14 protein-coding genes are annotated in these 13,767 nt (G+C 68.2%); 10 read left to right on the top strand and 4 right to left on the bottom strand.

Annotated features, from left to right (window positions below; all coding sequences use genetic code 11):
* From H563_RS0109855 to H563_RS0109880, 6 genes are read left to right on the top strand one after another with little or no spacing between them, the layout of a single operon-like run.
* Positions 1-975 (top strand): carbohydrate ABC transporter permease, encoded by a 975-nt coding sequence (locus H563_RS0109855; RefSeq protein WP_022882441.1) that lies wholly within the window; start codon positions 1-3, stop codon positions 973-975.
* Positions 975-1,823 (top strand): carbohydrate ABC transporter permease, encoded by an 849-nt coding sequence (locus H563_RS0109860; RefSeq protein ID WP_081416251.1) that lies wholly within the window; start codon positions 975-977, stop codon positions 1,821-1,823. The genes H563_RS0109855 and H563_RS0109860 overlap by 1 nt, the downstream gene beginning before the upstream one ends.
* Positions 1,824-1,833: 10 nt before the next feature.
* A complete protein-coding gene (locus tag H563_RS0109865) occupies positions 1,834-2,880 on the top strand; it encodes a glycoside hydrolase family 130 protein (RefSeq protein WP_027479310.1) in 1,047 nt (348 codons plus the stop codon).
* Between the two features lie 39 nt (positions 2,881-2,919).
* Positions 2,920-3,975 (top strand): glycoside hydrolase family 130 protein, encoded by a 1,056-nt coding sequence (locus H563_RS0109870; protein ID WP_022882444.1) that lies wholly within the window; start codon positions 2,920-2,922, stop codon positions 3,973-3,975.
* A gap of 31 nt (positions 3,976-4,006) precedes the next feature.
* A complete protein-coding gene (locus tag H563_RS16095) occupies positions 4,007-5,929 on the top strand; it encodes a hypothetical protein (RefSeq protein ID WP_022882445.1) in 1,923 nt (640 codons plus the stop codon).
* A 29-nt stretch (positions 5,930-5,958) separates the two neighbouring features.
* The gene (locus H563_RS0109880; protein WP_022882446.1) at positions 5,959-6,249 is read left to right on the top strand and encodes a DUF1905 domain-containing protein; all 291 of its coding nucleotides are present in this window, start codon (positions 5,959-5,961) and stop codon (positions 6,247-6,249) included.
* Between the two features lie 21 nt (positions 6,250-6,270).
* Here the strand turns inward: H563_RS0109880 and H563_RS17925 are convergent, their stop codons facing one another.
* Positions 6,271-6,444 (bottom strand): hypothetical protein, encoded by a 174-nt coding sequence (locus H563_RS17925; protein WP_155865154.1) that lies wholly within the window; start codon positions 6,442-6,444, stop codon positions 6,271-6,273.
* A gap of 127 nt (positions 6,445-6,571) precedes the next feature.
* A complete protein-coding gene (locus H563_RS17435; RefSeq protein ID WP_022882448.1) occupies positions 6,572-7,603 on the bottom strand; it encodes a serine hydrolase domain-containing protein in 1,032 nt (343 codons plus the stop codon).
* Between the two features lie 223 nt (positions 7,604-7,826).
* Here H563_RS17435 and H563_RS0109895 point away from each other — a divergent pair, with 223 nt between their 5' ends.
* From H563_RS0109895 to H563_RS0109910, 4 genes are read left to right on the top strand one after another with little or no spacing between them, the layout of a single operon-like run.
* The gene (locus tag H563_RS0109895; protein WP_155865158.1) at positions 7,827-8,117 is read left to right on the top strand and encodes a hypothetical protein; all 291 of its coding nucleotides are present in this window, start codon (positions 7,827-7,829) and stop codon (positions 8,115-8,117) included.
* Positions 8,114-9,226: a hypothetical protein gene (locus tag H563_RS0109900; RefSeq protein ID WP_022882450.1), complete on the top strand. Its 1,113-nt coding sequence runs from the start codon at positions 8,114-8,116 to the stop codon at positions 9,224-9,226. Before H563_RS0109895 ends, H563_RS0109900 begins: the two co-directional genes overlap by 4 nt.
* On the top strand, positions 9,223-10,158 hold the full coding sequence (locus H563_RS0109905; RefSeq protein WP_022882451.1) for a DUF6188 family protein: 936 nt from the start codon (positions 9,223-9,225) through the stop codon (positions 10,156-10,158). Before H563_RS0109900 ends, H563_RS0109905 begins: the two co-directional genes overlap by 4 nt.
* Before the next feature lie 17 nt (positions 10,159-10,175).
* Entirely contained in the window at positions 10,176-11,597 is a 1,422-nt protein-coding gene (locus H563_RS0109910; RefSeq protein ID WP_022882452.1) for a plasmid pRiA4b ORF-3 family protein, read from the top strand.
* 4 nt (positions 11,598-11,601) lie between these two features.
* Here H563_RS0109910 and H563_RS16105 read toward each other — a convergent pair whose 3' ends face one another.
* A complete protein-coding gene (locus H563_RS16105; RefSeq protein ID WP_162138944.1) occupies positions 11,602-12,192 on the bottom strand; it encodes a PKD domain-containing protein in 591 nt (196 codons plus the stop codon).
* A 152-nt stretch (positions 12,193-12,344) separates the two neighbouring features.
* Positions 12,345-13,655 (bottom strand): ISL3-like element ISPfr18 family transposase, encoded by a 1,311-nt coding sequence (locus H563_RS0109920; RefSeq protein WP_022882454.1) that lies wholly within the window; start codon positions 13,653-13,655, stop codon positions 12,345-12,347.
* Between the last annotated feature and the right edge of the window lie 112 nt (positions 13,656-13,767).

Here is a 13,767-nt window from a genome sequence, read left to right on the forward strand (position 1 = left end):
ATGTCTGCAACCGACACGATCCGGCCGGCCGGCGGCGCGCGCGCCTCGGGCCGGCCGGGCCACGGTGGCGGGGAGCGCCGGCTGAAGCATCCGCTTCACCTGCGCGTCTTCGGCCGGAACCCACTGGGCTGGCTGTTCAGCGCGCCCTACCTGGTGTTCGTGCTGGGGATCTTCGCTTACCCGCTCGGCTTCGCCGTGTACATGTCGTTCTACGATTACTTCTTCGCCGCACCGGGCGCCGTCGTCGACCGGCCGTTCGTGGGTCTCGACAACTACCTCCAGGTCTTCACCGACCCGAAAGTGCTGCAGTCGTTCGGCAATGTGCTCGTGTTCCTCGCGATCAACGTGCCGCTGACGGTCGTGCTTTCGCTTCTGCTGGCCACCGCGCTCAACTCCGTGGTGCACTTCCGCACTTTCCTGCGCGTGAGCTATTACGTGCCGTACGTCACAGCGAGCGTCGCGGTCGTGGGTGTGTGGCTGTTCCTCTTCTCGGGGAACGGCCTGGTCAATACGCTGCTCGGCCCGCTCGCACCGAGCCCGTCGTGGCTCGTCAACTCGCACCTGGCGATGCCCACGATCGCATTGTTCGTCACCTGGAAGCAGCTCGGCTTCTACATCTTGCTTTACCTCGCGGCACTGCAGAACGTACCAGGCGAGTTGTACGAGTCGGCCGCCACGGACGGTGCGGGCAAAGTGCGCTCGTTCTTCTCCGTCACCGTGCCCGGGGTGCGGCCCGCAACGGTTCTCGTGCTCCTGCTGTCGACCGTGATCGGCGCCAACCTGTTCACCGAACCGTATCTGCTCACGGGCGGGGGCGGGCCCAGCGGCGCCTCGGCGAGCCCCGTACTGGTGATGTATCAGCAAGGCATCGAACAGGGGCATCCGGGCTATGCGGCGGCCATCGGGATCGTGCTCGTCGTGTTCGTACTGATCATCGCGTGGCTGCAGAACCGCTTCGCGGGAGGGAGGGACTGATGCGTATCAGGGGATTGAGCCGTGGCCAGACCGTGCTGCGGGGGGTCGTGTTGGCCGTGGGCGCGATCGCGTTCCTGTTCCCGTTCTATTACATGGTCATCGGGTCGCTGCAGAAGAGCCCGGACACCACGATCGCAGGGGCATTCCCCGAGGCGGGCAATCTGACCTTGTCGAACTATGCGGATATCAACGGCAGAATCAACCTGCTGCAGGGTCTCGTCAACTCGGGCATCTTCACCGGCGGAGTACTGCTATGCACGGTCGTGTTCGGAGTGCTCGCGGGTTACTCGCTGGCGATCCTGCAGTGGCGCGGGCGTAGCGCGACTTTCGCACTGGCGCTTCTGGTGCAGGTGATCCCGTTCCAGTTGCTGATCATTCCGCTCTACGTGCTGATCGCCCGTGATTACGGGCTGGCCGACAACTACCTCGGCATGATCCTGCCGTTCGCGATCAACTCGACAGCCGTGATCATCTTCCGGCAGTACTTCCTGCAAGTGCCGCGGGAGCTGTTCGAGGCCGCTCGCATCGACGGCGCCGGCGAATTCCGGCTGTTGTGGCGGGTTGCGCTGCCGCTCGTACGCCCGGCGCTCGTCACCGTCGTCCTGCTCACCTTCATCGGACCGTGGAACGAGTTCCTTTGGCCGTTCCTGATCACCAAGGAGTCGAGCATGCAGCCCCTCGCGGTCTCGCTGGCCAACTACATCAGTAACGTCGCCGCGACAGCCTCGAATCCTTTCGGAGCGGTGCTGTCAGGGGCCGTGGTACTCGCGGCGCCGGTCGTCGTGCTGTTCATCGCGTTCCAGCGGTACTTCATCTCGACCGACATCGGCTCATCGGTGAAGGGGTGAGGGCTGAACGTTGAAGCCATTGACGACGGATGCCTTGCACGCGGGCCTCGAGCGTGCGCTGCAGCACACCAACGCGGCCACGGACGCGCTGTCGACCGACCAGTTCTCGTCCGACTGGGCAGAAAGGCCCGACTGGGCGATCGGGCCGTTCCGGCGCGACGACACGCTGACCTTCCGGCTCGAGGGCCAGTGGCCCGACCCTACCGGCATCGGCTGGACGAGCTCCGCCATCTTCAACCCCAGCCTGATCTCGCGCGCAGGCGAGTTGCACCTCTTCTACCGCGCCTCGCCACGCAAGGAGAGCATGGAGAGCCGCATCGGGCATGCCGTGCGCACCGACGAGAACGGGTGGCGCGACAGCGGTTCCCCTGTCGTGTATCCGACTCTCGACAACGAACTGCTCGGCGTCGAGGACCCGAAGGTGTACTCGGCGAACGGCCGCTACTACCTCTTCTACAACGGCATCTGGCCCCTGGATGACGCGGAGGAGGTCGGCCGCTTCCCCTCGCCCCGCTGGCCGCTCGGCGACGTCGGGTGCGACATCAACGTGGCGGTCTCGGACGACCTCGTGCACTGGCAGAAGCGCGGTCGCGTCGTGCCGCACGAGGTTTCGCGGCTGTGGGCGAAGGGCGCCGTCGTCCCTACGGACGGCACGGGTGAGGCGGTGAGAATAGGCGACGAGTACCTGATGTTCCTCTCGGAGGGCTGCGGCGGAGCATCCGTGGTCGGCCGTTCGCCGGACCTTGAGAACTGGACCTTCGAGGAACAGCCATACCTCGACGTCTCAGCGCTCGGCCACCTGCACGAGGTGGCATGTGCGGTGGTCGTCGGAGATCGGCTGGTGCTCGACTTCTTCTACAGCGAGCCCGACGGGTCGTTCGCGGCGGCGCAGGCGCTGTACTCCGCCGCCGACCCGTTCACCCAGCTCGCCATCCACCGCGGCGGATCCCTGGCCTGGGGCGGTCTGATCCTCCATCGGGGCCGGTGGACCTTCGCCCAGGGTTGGGACGCGCCGCCCGGTGTGCGCGAACTGTACCTGTACCGGTCCGTCAACTGATATTCCCGCCGCCTTTCGGCCACAACCTTCGGAGCATTGATGACCGACTTCCCCTACTCCCTGACGCGTCTCGGGCTGTTGATGGCGCCCGAGCCCGGCAACGAACTCGAGGTCGAGGGCGTACTGAACCCCGCGAGCGTGCGCGGCGCCGATGGCGCGCTCTATCTGCTTCCGCGGCTCGTCGCCGCGGGCAACGTGTCGCGCATCGGGCTGGCGAAGATCGAGGTGGCGGATGGCGCTCCCATCGGCGTCTCAAGAGCCGGCATCGCTCTCGCGCCAGACCGCAGTTGGGAGCACGGCGCACAGAACGCCGGCGTCGAAGACCCGCGGGTCACTTTCGTTCCCGAACTCGGCCTCAACGTGATGACCTACGTGGCGTACGGACCTCTGGGTGCCCGCACTGCCGTCGCCGTATCCCGAGACGAACGGTCGTGGAAGCGGCTGGGCCCGGTCACCTTCGAGTACGACGACGAGCTCGGCGTGGATCTCGGGCTCTACCCGAACAAGGACACGGTGTTCTTCCCTGAAGTGGTCGATGATCCGGATGGGGTGCCGAGCTTCGCGGTCCTCCACCGGCCGTCGTGGGATCTGCGTGACATCCGCCCCGGCGAGGTCGCTCGGCCCCCGGTCGGGCTGCCCGACGAGCGGCCGAGCATCTGGATGAGCTTCGTGCCGGTGGCGGAGGTCGAACAAGATCTCGGGGCCTTGACGTGGTGGCGTCACCATCGTGTCGTGGCGTGGCCCCAGGCACGCTTCGAGCACACGAAGATCGGCAGTGGACCGGCCCCGGTGCGCGTCGAGGAGGGCTGGCTGCTGATCTACCACGGCGTCACGGGCGAACTCGTGCCCGGTGTCGCTCAGCAGAAGGCGGTCAACTACGCGGCAGGCGGCATGATCCTCGACGCGCAGGAACCGTGGAAGGTGCTGCAGCGCACCGCAGAGCCGCTGCTGTCGGCCGACACGGCCGACGAACGCAGCGGCATCGTGCCCAACGTCGTCTTCCCCACCGCGATCGAGGAGATCGAAGGTCGGCGTTTCGTTTTTTACGGCATGGCCGACTCGAAGATCGGGGTCGCGCGCCTCGATCACACCTGACCCCAGGAGACAACCAGAGATCGGAGCAACGATGCTCAAACTCGCCCTCACCTCGGTGACGGCGCTCGCCCTTGCGGCGACGCCGACACTGCCCGCCGCGGCACAGGCCGCGACGCACGCACAACCACACGACGCATCCGTCGCGGACGCCGCCGTGACCAACCTCGGTCACCTCGACTTCCTGCTCGACGATGTGCCGCTGCTGGCCGGCGTCTCCGGTCACACGACCTATCGGCTGAAGCAGGAGCCCACCGCGGAAGCACCATGGGTGTATGCCGACCGGCAGTCCGACGGCTCGTACCGGCCGGTCGGCGGCGGCACGTTCGATCCGGAGACGGGCTACTACGGGCAAGGCGCTTTCGACGCGGACGACATCGCGCGCGCCGCCGTCGTCTATGTGCGGGACTGGCAGCAGAACCACACCGCGTCGAGTCGACAGCACGCGTACGAGTTGCTGCGCGAGCTCACCTACCTTCAGACCGCGTCCGGCCCCAACGCGGGCGATGTCGTGCTGTGGCAGCAGGCCGACGGCACGCTCAACGCGTCACCGACCCCGGCCGACTCCCCGGACCCCAGCGATGCCGGCGAATCATTCTGGCTGGCGCGCACGATCTGGGCGCTGGGTGAGGCGCTCCCGGCATTCGAGCGATCGGATGCCTCGTTCGCTTGGTTCCTCGAGCAGCGCTACGACCTCGCCGTGGCGGCCCTGAACCGCGGGTCATTGGCCCGATACGGCCAGTGGGATGTCTCGAACGGTGCCCGGGTTCCCGCATGGATCGTGACGCAGAGCACGGCCGCGACCTCCGAGGCTGTGCTGGGACTGAGCGCAGCGCTGCGTGCGGACCCGCGTGACTCGCTCACTCGGTCGGCGCTGGCGAAGGAGGCGGACGGGCTTGCCGCGATGGCCGCCGGCCGGCCCGGTGTGTGGCCGTTCGGTGGGTTTCTGGCCACGACGACGTCGCGCTCGATGTGGAACGGCTGGGGCGGCGAGGCGCCGGAGGCGCTTTCGGCTGCCGCGGCGGCCCTCGGGCGCCCCGACTATCAGCGCATCGCCGAGAGCGCGGTGAGGAATTTCATTCCGCAAGTGCTCACCACCGGCGGACCCGACAACGGGTGGACGCCCACACCTTTCGATCAGACGCAGATCGCGTACGGCGCCGACGCTCTCGTGCAGTCGATCGTAACCGTGGCCGCACGCTCGCACGACGAGTCGCTGCAGACGCTCGCAGGTATGGCGGCCGCCTGGTACTTCGGCGCCAACCGCTCGGGTCAGCCGCTGTACGACCCAACGACCGGGACATGTGTCGACGGAGTAGCGGGGGATGGCACGATCAATCGCAACTGCGGCGCCGAATCAACGATCCACACGCAGCTGACGATGCTGACGTTGGATGCCCATCCGCGGATCCGAGCGGTCGCAACGCGGGCGACGAACGTTATCTCTCGAAGCGGGCTCAGTGTGGCTGAAGCGGAGAGCGGCACGCTATCGGGTGCCGGATCGGTGCAGACGCCGACTTCGGCATGGACCGGTTCGGCGAACTGGTCTAGCTCTTACGTCGAGGCGTCGACGGGCGCGTCGGTCACGATTCCACTCGCGTCCGGTATCACTGCCTCGAAGGTCTATCCGATCGTTGATGTGGCTTCGGCCTCTTCAGGTTCCACGTACTGGACGGCCACTCTGCGCTCAGGTCACGTCGTGTCGCTGGGAACGACGGGCAACGGCGGCCTTGGCGCGCAGGGCATCGCACCGACACCGGACGCGCTGCTCCCACTGTCGCTTCCGACTGCCGTGCCCGCGGACGCAGTCTCGGTCACGGCACGCGTGGTCTCGGGCTCGGTGAAGATCGATGCGCTGCTCCTGCAGCCCGAGGTCTCCCAGCTGTCGCTGGGCGGCCCCATGTCGGTGGTGCTGCGTGCCTTCGCAAAGGGAGGGTTCAGCGTCGTGCGACGCTGAACTACCAGACCGGCGGGCACAATCGCACCATGCCCTACGAGTTCACCGCCGAGCTGTACGAGTGGAGCGCGCGCGACAACTGGTTCTTCATGGCGCTGCCGACCGAGGTATCCGATGCCATCACGGCCCTGCCGATCATCCCCGGCGGCTGGGGCTCGGTGAAGGTCGAGGCGACCGTCGGGCACGTGACGTGGAACACGTCGGTGTTCCCCGACGACAAGCGCGGCACCTTCGTGCTGCCGGTGAAGAAAGAGGTGCGAGCCCGCAACCACCTGGTCGCGGGCTCGCCCGTCGAGGTCAGCCTCGAGGTCGTGCGCTGAGCGCTGAGCGTGCGCCCGGCGCTACTTCTCCTCGTCGGGGTCGCCCGCCCCGAAGGCGGTGAGGAGCCGCTCGGCGACGTGGTGCCAGTACTCGTTGGTCTGCTTCTGCTTGGCGTGGCGCGCCTGCTGAGTCAACTCCAGCAGCCAGTCGGCGTACTCCCGCTCCTCCTGAGCGGACATGGTGTTGCGTGACATTTGAGGCCTCCCGTGACCTATCCGATCGTTCGATTCGGCCATTACAGGCTGACAGTGACCACTGACATTGACGCCGACATCGACGCCTGCAGCGCTGCCGCCGGCGCCCGGCCGTGAGGCGCCGACATCAAGGGGTCGAGTCCACCGCCTCGATCACGACATCGGAGAGATCCGAGATGTGCCTCAAGCCGGCGCCCCGCGGCAGGATCACGCTGTTCAGCCACACGAATACGACGTCGCGCGTCGGGTCGGCCCACACGTTGCACACGGCGCTGCCGTTGTGCCCGAACATCTCGGCCGACGCCCGCGTGCCCATCGGCCGCACCTGTCCCGGGAAGCCCAGCTGGAAGCCGTGCCCCCAACGCATCGTGTGGCCGATCACGCGGTCGGGCTCGCCATCGGCGGACACGGCGCGGGCTGCCGCGATCGAGGACGGCGACAGGATTCCGCGGCCGCCGGCCAGAAGCATCCGATAGAAGGTCGCGAGGTCGCGCGCCGTGGTCTGGATGCCCGCAGCCGGGATCACCGCCTCGCGCACCCGCCGCCGATTGAATGCCGCTCGACGTATATGTTCGATCGGATGCCCCGCCGAGAGCGGCACGCTCCTCGGATGCAGCTCGGTTGTCAGCCCGAGGTGCGTGCTGGCGAGGCCGAGCGGCTGCGCGAACTCCTCGTCGAGGAACTGCCGGATCGGCCTGCCGTCGACGCGGCGCACGAGCTCGCCGAGGATGAACCCGCAGCTGAGCAGGTGGTATGCGACGACCTTACCCGGCCGGTAGCGGGGGCGCGCGCGGGCGGCCGCGGCGACGGATGCGTCCCAGTCGGCCATCCGCAGCGCGTCGCCCACCGCCGTGCCGGTCGAGTACGGCGCTCCGCTGCGATGCGTGAGCACCTGGCGGATCGTCGTCTCTTGTTTTCCATTTGCGGCGTATTCGGGCCAGTGCCTGGCCACCGGGTCGTCGAGGTCGAGGCCTCCGCGTTCGGCGAGCAGGTGCACGGCGAGCGCCGTGAAGGGCTTGGAGACACTGAACGTGTAGAAGAGGTCGTCTGGCCCGGCACCGACGAGCTGCTCGAAGAGCACGTCGTCGCCGCGCATCACGAGGATCGACGAGGCGCCGCCGCGGGTTGCGGCAACCCGCCCCACGTCTTCCCACGTCATGGCCCCATCTTCCCCGCGTCCCCCGCTGGTCGAGTAGCGCCCGCGGCGCGCGTATCGAGACCCGCCCGCCCTCCGCCGGCTGAGGAGCGCCGCAAGCGCGTCTCGAAGCCCCCGTCCTCCGCCGGCTGAGGAGCGCCGCAGGCGCGTCTCGAAGCCCCCGTTTTCCACAGCCCGCTCCCTACCCCGCGCACCGCCCCCGCCCCCTTCCCTAATCTCCCTTCCCATGACGATGGTCTTGGAGACGACCACCGCGGCCGACCTGGCGAAGCGGCTGCGGCACGCGGCATCCGCTGCCCGCGACGCCGAGCTCGCCGCCTCGACGGCCGCCGCGGAACTCGCCCGCTGCGCCGCCGCCTTCGGACCGCTTGACGCGGCCGTCGCCGCCTACCTCGCCCCGCGCCGGCTCGACGGCACGCCCCTCTCGCAGCACCTCGAACAGGTCGCCGACGCGATCGAAGCCGCGTCGGCGTCGATCGTGCGCGCGGATGCCCAGGCCGCCGGGGCCCTGCTGTGAGGTCGCCCGCCGCGCTGGCCGATGCGGCCGCCGACTACGCCGCCGCCCTGACGCGACTCGAGGATGCGACCCGTCAGGCGTCGACGGCGTGGGCGTCGCTGCCGCACGCGCTGGTCGCGCCCGGGGTCGACGACGCGCAGCACCGCTGGGTGGTGCCGGCCGCGTCGTTGGCCGAGGGGCTCGCGGGCGCGGCGGGGCGGTTGCACTCGACGCTGCTCTCGGCGGCGGACGAGTTGCGCTGGCTGCAGGCGCGCGCATCCGTCGAATCGGATGACCCGACCTGGTCGTCGCGCATCGACGCATCCCTCTCGGGCTGGGCCGCGGCGATCACGGCCATCCGGGGCGGAGAGCTCGACGCCGGCTCCCTTCCCCGCATCGACCCGCCGCGCGCGGCCAGCGGTGACACGCGCGCGGCGGCCTACAAGAGCACCGCGGTACCGGCGCCGGTGATCCCGCTCGAGGTGCCGTGGGGTGAGATCGGCGCCGCGCTCGGCGGCGTCGGCGAGACCCTCGGCGAGGTCGCCGGCGCCGTCGGTGCAGGCGCGGGTGCGACCGCCGCGGGCATCGCCGGTGTGATCGGCACGATCCTCGTGATCCCGGGCTCGACCGACATGAGCGTCGTCGAGAGGCGGAAGAAGAAGAGGTCAGGGAAGCAGCAGGCGGCGCAACAGGATGCGGAACAAGAAGCGCAGCGGAAGCGCGACCGCATCAACCCCTACACCAACTGCGACCCGCTCGTGAACGAGGGGTGCCAGCCCTTCCGCTCGGGCAAGCCCGGTGACGAGGAGTACACGGGCGACAAGGTCAAGGGTGACGAGCCGCCCGGCGAGATGCGTGGCACCAAGTCCGACTGGACGAAGGAGCTCACGAAAAACAAGAAGGGTTACATCTACAAGCCTCCCGGGGCCACGGGCGAAGAAGGCAGTGTCCGAGTCATGGACAAGACAGCCAATCCCGGCAGGTACCCCAACGGATACGTCAAGTTCAAGAACGCGAAGGGCGAGTACATCGACATCGACGGCAAGCCGGTGAAGAGCAACTCTCCTGCCGCACACATCCCTCGCTACCCTGATGGCGACTTCCCGCTACCGACTGGATGGGGACAATGACCACGATCGACTTGGGCCTATCCGGCATCGAAGTCACCGCCCTCGAGTTCGACCCGAACGGCATTCAATTGCAACTGAGCGCCGAGGGCGCCGACTTCTGGGTGGCCGGCGACCTCAAGCTCAGCGACGACCAAGGCGACGTCGTTTGGCGGCCGCAGGACGCGTCGTCCAGTCCAGCGACTCTGCGATTGCTCGGCGGCATCATCGGCGCCAGCATTACCGCCTCCACCGCCGAGTCGACCGATTCTTCCGTCGACCTCGAGTTCGACTCGGGCCTGAAGGTGCACTACGACCCGATGGAGGATCAGGACTGGGAGCTTTGGGAGTCCACCGCACCTGACGGCCGCGGCTTCTTGTGCTCGGCTCCCGGGCCGCTTACCGGGCCCGACGTCCCCGATGAAAGCGAGCCGTTGGGAGAGGCGGCCGCCGAAGCACCCGAAGAACCGACCCCCGAGGTATCCGTCGAACCCGAATGGGATGAAGGCACCGGCCAGCGCCTCATCGATCTCGAGCTGTCGGAGCGCGTCTACGGCGTGCTGGTGTTCGCCGACGGCATCGAATTGCATACGCGGATCGGCGCGATCTACATCGTCGGTCCGTTCCGGCTCAGCTGGCCGGACGGGACGACGGCGCAGTTCGACTCGGGGCAGAAGGAGCGCGACAAGTCGACCGGCAAGGTGCTCGACTATCTGATCGACAACGTGATCGTGCTCGCCACGGTCACACCCGAGACCAGCGCGCTGTCGGTGCAGTTCGAAGACGGCGGCGTGCTGCAGTGGACGCCCACGACGCCCGACATGGCGCAGTTCCGCGCGCGGCACCGCAACGGCTGGGAGTTCCACAGCCGCGGCGACGGCACGATCTACTGGTACGGCGGGCCGAAGGGCACGCATCCGAAGTTCCTCGCCGGCGGACCCCGCAAGACCGACTGAAACGATCGGAGCACACGATGACCGACGAAACCCTCGCCGCCGACCGATTGTTTCGCTCGCACCGACTTCGCCTCGCGATCTCGATCCTCGACTCCGAACCGGCGATCTGGCGTGTGCTCGACGTCGACGGCGGCCTCACGCTCGGTCAACTGCACCAGGTGATCCAGCTCTCGTTCGGGTGGAACGACGTCCACCTGCACGAATTCGCATGGTTCGACTTCAGCACGGCGAACGCCGAGCTCGGCATCGCGCCCGACATGAAGCTGCGGTGGGGGCCGACCGGCAACGACTACGCCGACCTCGACGGGCCCGTCGAGCGCTTCGACGAGAACGACTGGTCCATCGACGCCGCGTTCGTCGCGACCGGGCACACCCAGATCGACTACATCTACGACTTCGGCGACGCCTGGCACGTCGTCATCGAGCTGGTCGAGCGAGGCGACGATCACGAGGCACCGTTCGCCGGCGCCGTGGCCCTGGACGGTCGGTTCGCCGGCCCGGTGGAAGACTCGGGCGGCATAGAGAGCTTCTCCGAGCTGGCTTCCGTGCTGCGCGACCCCGGGCACGAAAACCACGAAGAAGCCGCATCGTGGGTGAAGTGGGTCGTCGGCCCCATGCGCAGCTACGATCCCGACGACGCGGATCTCGCGGCACTCAACGCCAAGCTCGCGGCGGCCCTCGGCCCCGACGACCCCGACCGTGACGCGCCGCCTGCTGTCCGAGCGCTGTTCGATCGGATGCCTCCCGCCGCCGCCGCCGCGGAGTGGCGGGCGTACGCGCAGCGATACGGCGCGTTCGCTCTCGACGAGGTCGACACCGCGACCGCAACCGCAGCCATGGCTCCGCTACAGGCGCTCCTCGAGGCCGTCGGTGCGGAGGGCATCCAGCTCACCGGCGCCGGCTGGCTTCCGCCCTCGGTCGTGCACGGGCTGATGGTCGAACTCGGCTGGCTGGAGGACTGGTTCGGCGCCTCGAATCGGGAGCAGAACACGGTGCCCATCGCGGAGCTTCGCGAAGTCGCCCACAGACTTGGCCTCGTCCGCAAGTACCGCGGAAAGCTCGTCCTCACCCCCGCAGCCCGAGCAGTGTTCGATGACCCCCCACGGCTCTGGGATGTCGTCGTCGACCGCATCGCGTCCCTGAAGCTGTCCGACGCGGAACGGGACGCGCTGGCGTTGCTGACCCTGACCATCGCGGCGGACTCTCACGGCGGCGTGAACGCCCACGCGCCGCTGGTCGTCCGGGGGATGAGCGCTCTCGGCTGGTCTGTCGACCCCGGCGAGGCGATGCTGGAGTTCGAGATCTACCGGGTGATGTCCACGCCGTGGCGCCTATTCGACTCACTCGGGCTCGTGCCCCGGCTCTCAATGGTGGAGCGGGAGGTGCCGGCGCACACACGGGCGTTCGCGCGAGCGCTCCTCGCCAAACTTCCCGCTTGACCGCTCAGCACCCCGGACCGGTCGGGTTCTCGTTGCAGTCCTCGTTCACCAGCACGACCTTCACGCCCTTGGCGGTCACCGTCACCGGAGCCGACGTCAGCGCCAGCGTGCCCGGCACCTGCGACCACGCATCCTGCCCGTCGAAGCGGTACTGCGCCGTGAATCCCACGGTGACCGTCACCGTGTACGTGCCTCTCGCCGCGTACACATGCGACGTCGGAGTCTCCGTGAACTGCTCCTGCCCCAGCTGCGCCCAGGTGCGCCCGGCCGCGGCCAGCGTTCGACTCGTGCCGTCGCCGTAATCCCAGGTGTACGCGGTCGGCGTGAACCTCACCGTGACTTCGTGCCCCAGCAGCTCGCCGGCCTTCTGCTGAGCCGCGTCGCCCGCCACGAAGTTCGTCGGATACCCGGCCAGCGTCCACTCCCCCGGCTCTGCCGTGACCTTCGGACGCACCGCCAAGAACTTCGCCACGTCGCTCAGCCCCGGCGTCGGCAGCCCCGCGTCCACGGCCGGCTTTTCATCGGACGCCTCGGCCGGCTGCTCATTGCTATAACAGACGACCTCGCCCCGCTCGCACTGGATAACGCCATCCATACCGACCAGGTCTTGAGTCGGGCGTTGCCATACAGGGACCGGGGGTGGAGCGTCCGACGCATCCTTACTCTCCGACCGGGGGGCGGAGTCCGTTTGGTTGTCTGACTCGCCTGATTGCCCTGCAACGGCTTCATCGCCAGTTGTTTTTCGGCTCATCGCGAATGAGAGTGTAGGAGCGGTCTGAATCCGCCGGCTTCGAGGAGCGATCTGGCGACGTAGTGCGTGAGGTTCCGGAAGCCGAGGGCGGAACCGCGAAGGTGCTCGAGCCGGCCGTTGATGGCCTCCGTTGGGCCGTTGCTCGTTCCGGGGCGGTCGAAGAACGCGAGGATGTCCGCGGCGCGCTGCTTCAGTGTGCGGCCGAGGCGACGGACCTCTTTGAGCAGCGCGGGGACGCCGTTGCTGACAGAGTCGATCACCGCCCGCATCATCTCCTTCGCCTTGTTCTTGTCGGGTTCGCGGTAGGCGGCGACGATGCGCTGGTAGATGCCCCAGGTCGCTTCGACCTCGACGTGCTCCTCGGCGGCGAACACCGCGTCGAGCCGCGCGGTCTGCTTCTCGGTGAGGAAGCTCGCGCCGGTGTGGAGGGTGCGGCGGACCCCGTAGAGCGGGTCGCCGGCGTGACCGCGGTGCCCGAGGGTGTCTTGTTGGACGCGCTGCCGGGTCCGGTCGAGCGCGTCGCCGGCGAGGCGGACGACGTGGAACGGGTCCATCACCGGGACCGCGTCGGGGAGCTCTTCGGCCGCGGCGGTCTTGAACCCGGAGAACCCGTCCATCGCGACCACCTCGATCCGGCTCGACCACTCCGCAGGCCGGGCGGCGAGCCACTCCTTGAACACCTGCTTCGAGCGGCCCTCGACCATGTCCAGCAGCCTGGCCGGGCCCGTCTTGTTCCTCGCGGGGGTGAGGTCGATGATCACGGTCACGTACTTCTCGCCAAACCGTGTGTGACGCCAGACGTGCTCGTCGACACCGATCGTGGTGACCCCGTCGAACCTCGCCGGGTCGTCGATCAGGCGACGCTTGCCTTCGGCGATGATCGCGGTGTTCGCGGTATGCCACGACACCCCGAGCCCTGCTGCGGCGCGGGAGACGGTGAGGTGGTCGACCACGATCGCCGTGAGTGCCCACCCAATCCCGCCGCGGGAGATCTTCTCCCTCGGCGCCGCCGCCTTCGACGTGTCCTGCCGCCAGGTCCGGCGGCAGTGCGTGCACCGGTAGCGGCGCACCCGGACCAGCAGCGTCGTCGGCCGATGCCCGAACGGCTCATGCGCCAGCGGCCGCGTCACCGTGTCACGCGGCACGCCCTCCGCGCCGCACTTCCGACACCACGGGTCGTCCTCGACGACGCGGCACTCCAGCACCGCCCGATCAGGCTCGAGCAGCTGCCCGACGGCCTGAAGGCCGAGCTCGTCGAGACGGCAGAACGTGGTCAGGTCAGGGGTCGCGAACGTAGGGTGGTGCAAGTCGAGGTCTTCCGGCGGATGGTGAGCGTGAGAACTTCCATCCTGGAAGACCTCGACGCCTATCCGCGAACCAGCCGGCGGTCCCGGGCTACACCCTCAACTGCGAAGAGCC

It is taken from the genome of Gryllotalpicola ginsengisoli DSM 22003, assembly GCF_000419445.1.
GTDB lineage: Bacteria > Actinomycetota > Actinomycetes > Actinomycetales > Microbacteriaceae > Gryllotalpicola > Gryllotalpicola ginsengisoli.